7 protein-coding genes are annotated in these 10,503 nt (G+C 61.8%); 5 read left to right on the forward strand and 2 right to left on the reverse strand.

The features are described from left to right. Window positions 1–8: 8 nt before the first annotated feature. The 5 genes from QP828_RS07745 to QP828_RS07765 are packed head-to-tail and all read left to right on the forward strand — an operon-like array spanning window position 9 to window position 6,845. A complete protein-coding gene (locus tag QP828_RS07745; RefSeq protein ID WP_274732947.1) occupies window positions 9–2,729 on the forward strand; it encodes a lysylphosphatidylglycerol synthase transmembrane domain-containing protein in 2,721 nt (906 codons plus the stop codon). Next, window positions 2,729–4,303, forward strand: coding sequence for a DUF2079 domain-containing protein (locus tag QP828_RS07750; RefSeq protein WP_274732948.1), 1,575 nt, complete (start codon window positions 2,729–2,731; stop codon window positions 4,301–4,303). The genes QP828_RS07745 and QP828_RS07750 overlap by 1 nt, the downstream gene beginning before the upstream one ends. Then, window positions 4,266–5,933 carry a DUF2079 domain-containing protein gene (locus tag QP828_RS07755; protein ID WP_274732950.1) on the forward strand — a complete coding sequence of 556 codons (1,668 nt, stop codon included), beginning with the start codon at window positions 4,266–4,268 and terminating at the stop codon, window positions 5,931–5,933. Before QP828_RS07750 ends, QP828_RS07755 begins: the two co-directional genes overlap by 38 nt. Further along, entirely contained in the window at window positions 5,917–6,489 is a 573-nt protein-coding gene (locus QP828_RS07760) for a fluoride efflux transporter FluC (RefSeq protein ID WP_274732952.1), read from the forward strand. Before QP828_RS07755 ends, QP828_RS07760 begins: the two co-directional genes overlap by 17 nt. Beyond that, window positions 6,486–6,845: a fluoride efflux transporter FluC gene (locus QP828_RS07765; protein WP_274732954.1), complete on the forward strand. Its 360-nt coding sequence runs from the start codon at window positions 6,486–6,488 to the stop codon at window positions 6,843–6,845. Before QP828_RS07760 ends, QP828_RS07765 begins: the two co-directional genes overlap by 4 nt. A gap of 43 nt (window positions 6,846–6,888) precedes the next feature. On the opposite strand, the gene QP828_RS07770 is transcribed toward QP828_RS07765, so the two are convergent. Then, a complete protein-coding gene (locus QP828_RS07770) occupies window positions 6,889–9,267 on the reverse strand; it encodes an ABC transporter permease family protein (protein WP_274736517.1) in 2,379 nt (792 codons plus the stop codon). A gap of 2 nt (window positions 9,268–9,269) precedes the next feature. Then, on the reverse strand, window positions 9,270–9,938 hold the full coding sequence (locus QP828_RS07775) for an ATP-binding cassette domain-containing protein (RefSeq protein WP_274732958.1): 669 nt from the start codon (window positions 9,936–9,938) through the stop codon (window positions 9,270–9,272). Window positions 9,939–10,503: the final 565 nt, after the last annotated feature.

Genomic DNA, 10,503 nt, shown 5'->3' on the forward strand with positions numbered 1-10,503 from the left:
CTGGGCTAGTGCGCCACAACGAGGATACGAGCCCGGTTCAGCCGGCGGAGGTACAGCCCGCCCCGGCTGCGGCGAACGTACCCGCCGATCCCGCCGTGCACCGCGTGCTCCTCGTGGACGAAATCGCACGTTGGACCCGCCGCCCGGCCAACCTGCTGCGCGGCATCCTTTTCACCCTGGCCATCGCCGGGATGCTGCTCATCTCCCGCTTCGGCTACACCACTACCGTGGCCGTTACGCACGATGTCGCGAACGCGGCCCCGGATACCCTCCGCACTATTTTTTCCATGCCCATTAACGTGCTCGAGGGCCTCGTTTCGCTTTTCCTCCCCCTCCTACTGTTCTTCGATATCATCCGCTACCGGCGCTGGCGCACCCTGATAACCGCGCTGGTGGCCATGGCCGGCGCGCTCGCCATCTGCTACGGCTCCCTGTGGCTTTTCGAGCGCTTTATGCCCACCTCGCAAATCACCATCGACCTCTCAGACACCATCCAGGAACAGGCCGCCGTGGGCATGCTCCCCTACGTTTCGATTATCGCCACCATCCTGGTAGTGGCGGCTTCCGAGCGCCAGGGCCGGCTGGTACGCACCGGCTGGTGGGCACTGGGAATCGTGCTGGTGCTCTCCGTGCTCCAGGGCGCCCAAACACTCACCGGCGCGCTGACCACCGTATTCGTGGGGATGGCCTGCGGCTATTTCGCGCTCTATGCCTTCGGGGATTCGCCCGACCGCGCCACCGGCGCCGCCGTCGTTACTCTTATTCGCCGCGCCGGCTTGGACGCGCGCAGCATTATCCGTGTGGATGCGGGCGACGATGCCGATATGCACGCGTGGTCCGTTCCCGTGACCGGGCCGCTCGGATATGTGGATACCGCGATTCTCAAGGAGCTCCGCGAGGCGCTCACCGGGCACATCGGGCAGGCCGATGCCGCTTTCACCGCCGCGGCCACCGCGGAACACGAGGGCCCGCTTCCCGCGAACGCTGCGGGCAGCTACCCGCTGGGCGAACCGGACGACGATATTAACGTGCGCGCCCTCATTACCCGGGCCCGCCACGATGTCCACCCGCTTATCGGAGACGTCAATTCCCGCCACTACGTAGTTACCTTGGCCGACGGCGCCCATTACATCGCCGCGCTTATTGACTCGGATCGCGCGGTCCTCGGGCGCCTCGCCAGCGCCTGGCAGCGGGCCACCCTCACCCAGGTTACCCAGCGGACCGGGGATAACGTGGAGGAAACCGCCGAACGCACCCTCCTTATGGAAGCACTCGCTGTTCACGCCGGGGTGGCCCCGGGGCGCGATGCCCATTACGCGGCGGCTGGCGCGTCCGCCGTCGTCGCTTTTGCTGATATCGAGGCCGTTCCCCTCACGGATCTGGCGCCGGAAGAAATCTCCGATGCGGCGCTGGACGCCATGTGGTCCACGCTCGAACGCGCGCACGCCCGCGGGCTCACCCACCACGATATCCGCGCCGGGGTGGTCGCGGTGCGTGGAGACGACGTGGTCATCACCCACTGGCGCAACGGCAGTTTTTCTTCCAATGAGCTTTCCCGGCATATTGATTTGGCGCAGCTCTACCTCCTCCAGGCGGTGGCGGTGGGCCCGGAACGCGCCGTCGCCTCCGCGCTGCGCTGCATTTCCCGCGACCGGCTTTCCTCGGTGGCCCCGACCGTGCAACGCACCATTATGCCGGCGCAAACCCTGGCCGAGCTCGAAGATAAAAAAGGCGTGCAGCGCATGCGCGAAGTGCTGCTGGAGGCGCTCCCGCAGGATATTGGCACGGCCACCCAAACCATTCAGCTGCGCAAATTCTCCGCGAAGACGATTATTACCATCGTCATCGGGGTGCTTGCCATCTTCATTCTGCTCGGCTCCATTAATTTCACCGAGCTCCAAGAAACGATTCGCAGCGCTAACCCGTGGTGGATGCTCGCCGCGTTTATCGCCAGTTTCGCGACCTACGTGGGCGCGGCGCTGTGCCTGAAGGCATATACGGCCGAGCGGCTGCCGCTGTGGGAAACCAGCGAGGTGCAGATCGCCGCCTCGGTGCTGGGCTTGGTTATGCCGGCCGGGATCGGGCCGCTCGCCCTCAATTTGCGCTACCTGCAGCGCAATCAGGTTGCCACCCCGGTGGCGGTGGCAACCGTATCCCTCGTGCAGATCGCGCAGTTTATTACCACGGTGCTGTTGCTTCTGGCCCTCGGGCTGCTCACCGGCGATTTCGGGAATCTTTCTATCCCGAGCACCTCCGTCATGCTCATTGTGGCGGCGGTGGCGGCCCTGGGCGCGGCGGTTTACTTTATTCGCCCGCTGCGCCGCAAAGTTATTGAACTGGTGCGCCCCACCATCGAGCAGGTGTGGCCGCGCGTGGTGTGGCTCGCCACCCACCCCTCCCGAATTCTCGCCGGTTTCGGCGGATCGCTCCTCATGACGGTGAGTTTCGTGGCGGCCTTCGGTTTCTCCCTGGCAGCTTTCGGGGAAACCCTCCCGGTGGTCACACTGGCAATCACCTACCTGGTCTCTAATTCGGTGGGATCACTGGTGCCTTCCCCGGGTGGTATTGGCCCGGTGGAAGCGGCACTCACCGGCGGCCTCACCATTGCGGGCCTACCGTATTCGGTGGCTTTCTCCACCGCGATTCTCTACCGGCTGCTCACTTTCTGGGCGCGGGTACCTATCGGGTGGTTCGCGCTGCGCCACCTCCAGAAGAAGGACATTATCTAATGCGCGGCAGAGCGGCACTCGCGGGGGTGCGCAGCCACTGTGATACGACGGCGCTGCTGCTGGCCGCTGGGGCTTTCGCCGTATATATGTTCTTTTCCTGGTATACCTGGGTGAACTTCTCCTCCCCTTCCTGGGATCAGGGCATTTTCACCCAGCTGGCCGACCAGTATGCGCGCGGGCTCTTCCCGCCCACCGTGGATATTAAAGGGCCGGGCTTCAACCTGTGGGGCGATCATTTCCACCCGATTTTGCTGCTCACCGGGCCACTGTTCCGGCTCTGGCCTTCCGGGATGAGCCTACTCACCCTCCAAGCGGTGCTCTTCGGGATCTCGGTGTATCCCATCGCGCGCTTCGCCCGCGCGCGGGTGGGTGCGGTGCCGGGCACCATCATCGGGGTTGCTTATGCTGCCAGCTGGGGACTCACCTCCGCCTTGGTGGTGCAATTCCACGAAATCGCTTTCGCGGTGCCGCTGCTTGCTTTCGGGCTAACCGCCTGGCTGGAGAGGCACACCACCCGGGCGGCCGTACTTATGGCGCTGCTGGTTTTTGTGAAAGAAGATCTCGGCCTCACGGTGGCGTGCTTCGGGGTGCTGGTCGCGCTGCTCAGCTGGCGCGGGGCGCGCGGGGGTGACCGCACCGACCCCGGCAGCGCCGGGAAACGCAACAGCGCTGGCGCGCACGACTGGCGCGAGCTGGCTGGCATCGGCGCTTTCCTGGCGGCCTGGGGCACCGCGTGGTTCCTGGCCGCCACCCAGGTTATCCTCCCGGCTTTCAATAATTCCGGGCAGTGGGATTATGCCGGGCGGGTCCGCGAAGGTCTTGACCTGGCGGGCATGCTCCTCGAGCCCAATCGCTGGGGCACGCTCTGCTATATCGTGGCTGCCCTGGGAATCGTGGGACTGCGCAGCCCGTGGGCAGCCCTGCTGCTCCCCACCCTCGCCTGGCGTTTCGTGGGAGACAACCCCTACTACTGGACTATTTTGTGGCATTATTCGGCGGTGCTCGCGCCGATGATTGCCGTCGCGCTGACCGATGGGCTCGCGCGGGCGGGTGCGCGCGGCGGCGTCGTACCACCGCCGCAGGCGCAGGAATCCAAAGCTACCGTGCAGCGCGAGGCCCTCGGCGTACTCGCCCTCCGCCCCCGCCTGGCCGCAGCTGCCCTCGCCCTCGCATTGGTCTCCAGCGTGCTCGGCACCGCCTCCAATGGCTTCGGCTCCTGGGTGACGGGGCGCTCCAATACCCAGCAGTACGTGTATTTTTCCGATTACGGTGCCACCCAAACCGCCGAGCAGCGCGCGGGTGCCCGCGCCGCGGTGGCAGCCACCGGCACCGGGCGGCACATCCTCGCCGACGTGGTCATGATGGCCTACGTTGTCCCAGGTAATACCGTGTATTGGGAGCATAGTTACGCGGACGCGTATATTGACACGGTGGTGTTCTCCAACCGGCTCAACCATGGGGATGGCGCCCAGGTGGTGGCCTGGATTACCGCGAAAGTAGGCGGGCAGTGGCATATTGTCACGGAGGAGGCCGGCTATGTTGTGGTGGCGCGCGACGGTACGGACGGAAGGTGAGGAACGGATGATGATGGCTCGCCGCATGCGGGTGGTTCGCCGGGTGCCGGCGCTTCGCACCGCGACCTGGTACCGCCCGCTGCGCACCGACCCGGTTCCCTACCTGGTGGCGCTCGCCAGTTTTATTCTTTTTACCGCTTTTTCGCTGCACCAGTGGGCTTCGTTCCAGACGTCCTCCTGGGACCTGGGTATTTTCACGCAGCTCGCCCAGCGTTACGCGCACCTCGAAACCCCCATCGTGGATATTAAAGGTCCCGGCTTCAACCTGTGGGGCGATCATTTCCATCCCATCCTGGTAGTGCTCGGCCCGATTTTTGCGCTGTGGCCCAGCGGCGCCACCCTGCTCATTGTGCAAAATGCGCTTTTTGCGGTGTCCGCGATTCCGCTCACCCGCCTGGCGCGGGCGCGCTGCGGATCCGGGGCAGGAGTAGCGTTTGGCCTGATCTATGCGGTGTCCTGGGGGCTTTCGGCCGCGGTGGCCGCGCAATTCCACGAAATCGCTTTCGCGGTGCCGCTGCTTGCTTTCGGGCTGACGGCCTGGGTGGAGGGCCGCTACCGCCGCGCGGTGATTCCGCTCGGCATGCTCGTTTTCGTCAAAGAAGACCTCGGCCTCACCCTGGTGGCCTTCGGTGCGGCCGCGCTGCTGGCGGAGTTTTTCGCGCACGGGCACGCGGGCCGCTGCGCGGCGGTGCGGAACGACGACGGCGCCGCCACGGCGGCGCAGACTCGGACAGCGCGAGCGCGAGCGGTTTGGGCAAGCCCGGCGGGGCGCTGGGCTGCGGGTCTGGCGGTATGGGGTGCGCTTTGGTTCGTACTTTCTATATGGGTGCTCCTGCCGGCTTTCAATCCGGACGGCGCCTGGGATTATACGGATCGCCTCGCGGGTGATGCCGGGCTTTTCACCGGCGCGCACACGAAACTGGTGACCCTGGCGGTACTGCTGGGCACTGCCGGGGTGGTGGGCCTGGCCAGCCCGTGGATTCTCCTCATGCTCCCCACCTTGGCCTGGCGTTTCACGGGAAATGTGGAACACTACTGGGGGCTGGGCTGGCATTATTCAGCCGTGCTCATGCCGATTGCCACCATCGCGCTACTGGACGGGCTGGGGCGGCTAGGGCGCTCCGCGAAGCTGAGGGAACTCGCGGAGCACGCTAAGAACACGGAGCACGGCAAGAACGGCCGGCGCAGCGGATACAGCACGCGCGGCGGCCACCTCAAGCGCGGTTTGATCGTGTTCGCCCTGGTCGCCAGCGCGATCGCCACCCTGGTGGGCACGCGCGCGAACGCGGTGGGCTGGTGGCTCCAGGGGCGTTATGGCGGAGCGGCCGCGGAGGAGCGCGCCGGCGCGCGGGAAGCCCTGGCCGCGGTTCCAGATGGTTCCCACGTGGTCACCGATATTTATATGCTGGCCTACCTGGTGCCAAATAACACCGTGTACTGGGAGGGAACCCGCGGGAATGCCGGCGCAAACGCGGTGGTTTTCGCGCCCCAATCCGGCCACGGGGATGCTCAGCAGGTGCTCGATTGGACCAGCGCACACTTCGGGGGAACCTGGCATATTGCCAGCGATAAAGGCGGTTACGTGACCGTGCTCCCCGGCGAAGCACCCGCGCGTGAGAAAGGAAAATAACACGGCTACACCCAGGTCTATTTCTACGCCTAGCGCTCGCCCGCTCTATCGGGACGCATCCGGACTTCTCCTTGTTTTCCTCGGGGGTGGGGCCGGCACGGTTGCCCGCGCGCTCGTCCCGAGCGTGGCAGCGCCGATTATCGTCAATCTTGCGGGGGCTCTCCTCCTCGGGTTCATCACCGGTTTCTTCACCACTGGTTTCTTCACCACTGGCGCGCACCGGTACGGCGCCCGGCTGCGTCTCCTGCTCGGCACCGGTTTCTGCGGTGGCTTCACCACCTATTCGAGTTTCGTGGCGCTTAGCGCCAACTTGGCCACCGGCGAGGTTCTCAGCGGGGCGCCCGAAGAACTAGCGCGCCTGGCAGGGCTGACGGCGGGAGGCACACTTTTCGGCGGTTTCCTGCTAGCTTTTGCCGGGATGACCTGCGGGCGCGCTCTGGGCCGGCGCTTCCCCGCGCTGCCTCGAAACGCGGTGCAGCGGCACGCGATGCCCCGGCGCGCAGGCGGCAATAGCGGCGGTAACACCAGTGGCAATGCGGGCGGTGATGCGGCGTGACGCTACTACTTCTTGGTGTGGCCGGTGGGCTGGGTGCCCTATGCCGCGGGATTCTCGATTCGTCCCTCACCGCGTGGCTCAAGCCAACGTGGCCAGCCGGGATTTTCACGGTCAATGTGATTGGTTGCTTCTTCTTCGGGCTGGTGACCGGCGGCGGGGTACTTTCCGCCTGGATCGGCCCGTACAGTCTTTACGTCACCACCGGTTTTTTGGGTGGTTTCACTACTTTTTCGACGGCGATGACCGACGCCCTCACCCTCTTCGAAAAGCACCGCTATTGGGCCTGCATCAGCCTCCTGCTCGGGAATTTCCTCCTCGGCATCGCGGCGTTCTTCGCCGGCCTGGTGCTCGGGTAGAGCCGGGTCGAGTGAGTTCTTATGAAGCGATACGCTAGGGAGCTCACCGGCGGTTCACATTTTCTGCGACAGGTCGGATTCCCAATCGCAGCGCAGGGAGTACGGCAAGCAACCCCACGAGCGTGAGCGCCCACAACCATCCATAGTTATGCGTCACTGGAGAATATGTGAAGGGCAGACGGTCCATTGCGGCCAACCGGCCAAGAATAACCCCGGAGCCAAGGCTGAGCACGTAACTGATAATCAATGGTGCCACCAAACGCCAACGAGCGCGATTCCCTCCGCCGCCCAACTCAATGAGCCGACGTTCCGTCGTTTGTTCAGAGACCACGGCCGTCACTGTTGCTAGCAGAACGATGGGTGCTACCAAAAGGGCCAGCAGCTGGCGCACTACCGCTTGCGCCTTCAATTGCCGTATTCCTGGTTCATCTGGATCAACAAGGAACGCGAAGGGCGCTTCCAATAAAACCGTGGAGCGGATACCGTCGCGGATTTCATCAGAAAGGCTTCCGAAGCCAAAAATAATAGCTGTATAAGAATATGGTTCCCCCACACCTAACTGCGTGAGTAGCGGAGAATCGGGTGGGAGAATCAAACCGCTGAGCACGTTGTTTTCCAGGCGCTCATCCGCGATAAGACCATCAGCCGTAAAAGTCCCAGTTACCTGCCCGTCAGAAAGCGCGATTCCGAGTAGCGTCGTCGCCCCATTTTCGGAAACGAAAGAAGCCGGAGCATGGTTAACGTACGCACGGTCAAGAAGCCCGCCGGAAGCGACCATGACCAGGTCCAGCGCTGCGGTAGGGCAATCACCTAGATCCGACGCGCTTTGAATACATGGAGCTCCCGCAGGATCCACAATTCTATACATCCGGTCGTGTGTTGCTACGTCACCGAAAATAGCGGTCCGCTCCGATATCTCTGGGTAGCGCTGCATCAGGTTATCGACGGCGTTCTTATTAGCACCCGTGATGGAGAGATAACTTGTTTCACCGCTCACCTGACGGCTAGTCCAGTTACTTAGCACCGCCACACTACTCGCGTAAAGGGAACCGTAATAGGAAAGGACGAAAACCACAGCCATACCCACCAACGCCATTTTCTGCATCCGCTGTGCCAGACGAGCGGTAACAGGGTAACGCCGGCTTCCAGGCTGAAGTGCGTAGGCGAGACTCGGAATGCTCAAAGCACCCGCAATCATCGCCGCGTAGTGCCCGTAAGGGAAGATATACAGTTGCCGTGCTGCGACGAAAGCTACAGTGAGCACCGTGCCGATAATCCCAATCCCCAATAACATTCGCCGTGAAAATATCTCACCGTGCAGTTTTCTGCGGTGCTGGTGTGCCTCGAAGAAAACCGTCGCACCAGCGGCGAGCACACCACCGATAAGCACGAGAAGAAGCACCGCTACTGCTGTTGAGTTAATGGCTCCCCATTCCGGTTCTTCCCAGCGCTGTTCGACATACTCTCCGAGGGCCCCAGCAAAACTCACGTGTGCCGCGGCAGCACTACCCCACCCGAGAATCCCTCCGACCAAGGCGGTCACTGTGGCGGATGCACACGTGGTTACGGAAGCCTTCCACCGGGTATCCCCGAGAGAAAGGAGGATCCGGTAGATCTCGTGCCTTCGCGACCGGCCCGATCCGTAGAGAGCCACAATCACCACGCTGAGCATCACCAAGCCAATAAACCATGCCAATTGCGGTGGGATAGCCTGATTACTGAGTGTGTATGCGCCCATTCGCGCTGATGTCACCGCGGCCGTCGTCGCCTGCCCACCACCGCGGGTAAGCTCAACTTCAATCGGCGCCAACGGTTCGTTGGTAAGCCACACATCGGCTTGGCTGAGTACATCCGAGCTATCCGTCAATGCAACGGCGCTTAGCTCCCGAATGGAGGCGGGGTTTTCGGTCACGCCGCTCACCCGGAATTCCGCAGCGGTTCCGGTCTTATCCCCCTCTGCGGCCTGAGTATCGACAAGTTCAAGAACATCACCCACGCTCAGGTTTAATTGCCGGGCAGTTTCCACGCTGATGGAGATGTCCCCCGGCCGCACCGGATAACTTCCCTGGCGCAATACTCCGATGTTCGCGGGACCGCTGGTCATAGTTACATCAGCAACCGCGGCGCTTTGGGTTTGTGCAGAGAGAAGATTCGCTCGGGTTCGGGAAAGGGCCACCGCGCGACCGCTGCTCCCAAGCTTTTCCATATAATTTTGCACGGCAGCATTTCCCGTCACTTGCTGGAAATACGAGCCAAACGAAGCCGTAGCACCACGTTCCACTGCACGCCCATGTGCGGATGCGCAGGCAGCCACCGTGGCCGCTAAGGCTACGGCAATGAGTGCCAGGAGTGCGGTTCGCAAGGTGGCGAAAGACCGTTGCCCCGCCATCTTGAGGATAAGGAGGACGCGTTGTTTACCCATGGTCACGACTCCAGAATCAGCTGATGCTCACTGATGCGAACAATGGCATCGGCATGAGCAGCGAACTGGCTATCGTGAGTACCCGCAATCACAATAAGGCCCTCTTCGTGAGCAAGGTCAGCGAGCAAAAGAGCTATATGTTCAGTGTTGTCACGGTCGAGCGCCCCGGTGGGTTCATCCGCAAGAAGGATTCGCGCCGAGCCCATTAATGCCCGTGCGATAGCGACTCGTTGCTGTTCACCACCAGAAAGTAGATCAACGTTCCTATACGCATGCTCCGTTAGCCCCACGCGGTCTAAAAGCTCAAGCGCACGTTTTTTATCTTCTTTGCCGGAAGTTCCCGTGGTGATCTCAGCAGCTAAAAGGAGGTTGTCGAGGGGTGATAAAAACGGAATGAGAAGGTAGTCCTGGAAAATCCGGCGCATGACCGATGCGCGCAATTCACGCGGTGGGATGCTGGCAAGGTCTTTGCCTGCGATGAGTATTTTTCCCGCTTCAGGTTCTAGTTCGCGGGCGAGAATGCGGAAGAGCGTGGTTTTGCCGGAACCGGAAGGGCCCATGAGTGCGTAAAAACGGCTCGGTGAAAAGCTCGCCGTGGCACCCGAAAAAATAATACGTTGTTCCTGCTGGGCTTTATATGCGAAATCAAGCCCGATCACGTCTATCGCCATTGCCGCAAGCCTCTTTACTTAGTTTAGTTATGAGAGAGCTGAGGGGGACCAGTCCCCCTCAGCCTCTTTTCATTGCTGTTTATCTACCGCCGCCCATAATCGATTCGGGCATCCCGCGGCCAGCCCATGCGCATGGAAGCAGACCAAGCTCCCGTCCGGTAGGTCTTGTTTAGCTTAGTGAACCATGCCGAATGGAAATCTGGGAATGAGGCTAGCAATTTTCTTACGCATAGTTCCTGTTGTAATTGACATCTTTCCCCCTTGAAATAGTCATTGGTTTTACGACATGCACCACTTATCCATGCGGTACATTAATATTAATTATACATCAATATGTCATTGATCACTACCGTATAGGCCCGTACTTCATATTTAACGCAGACACCTCACCCCCTCCCGAAATTCGCCTCGCCACATCGTCACGGCAGCCCGCGAGGTCTAGCCCCCACCCACCCAATCTGATATATTCTTCAACGATCACCAATCGGCGATCACTCATCACCAATCGCCGATGCACAGGGAGGCGAATATGACCATCGGAGCAACATTTACCCGCCGCGGCGAA

Source organism: Actinotignum sanguinis (assembly GCF_030230305.1).
GTDB classification, from domain to species: domain Bacteria; phylum Actinomycetota; class Actinomycetes; order Actinomycetales; family Actinomycetaceae; genus Actinotignum; species Actinotignum sanguinis.

Coding starts and splice junctions, on each gene's coding strand:
- QP828_RS07750 (WP_274732948.1), top strand. CDS start 2,729: ATGCGCGGCAGAGCGGCACTCGCGGGGGTGCGCAGCCACTGTGATACG.
- QP828_RS07755 (WP_274732950.1), top strand. CDS start 4,266: ATGTTGTGGTGGCGCGCGACGGTACGGACGGAAGGTGAGGAACGGATG.
- QP828_RS07775 (WP_274732958.1), bottom strand. CDS start 9,938: ATGGCGATAGACGTGATCGGGCTTGATTTCGCATATAAAGCCCAGCAG.
- QP828_RS07770 (WP_274736517.1), bottom strand. CDS start 9,267: ATGGGTAAACAACGCGTCCTCCTTATCCTCAAGATGGCGGGGCAACGG.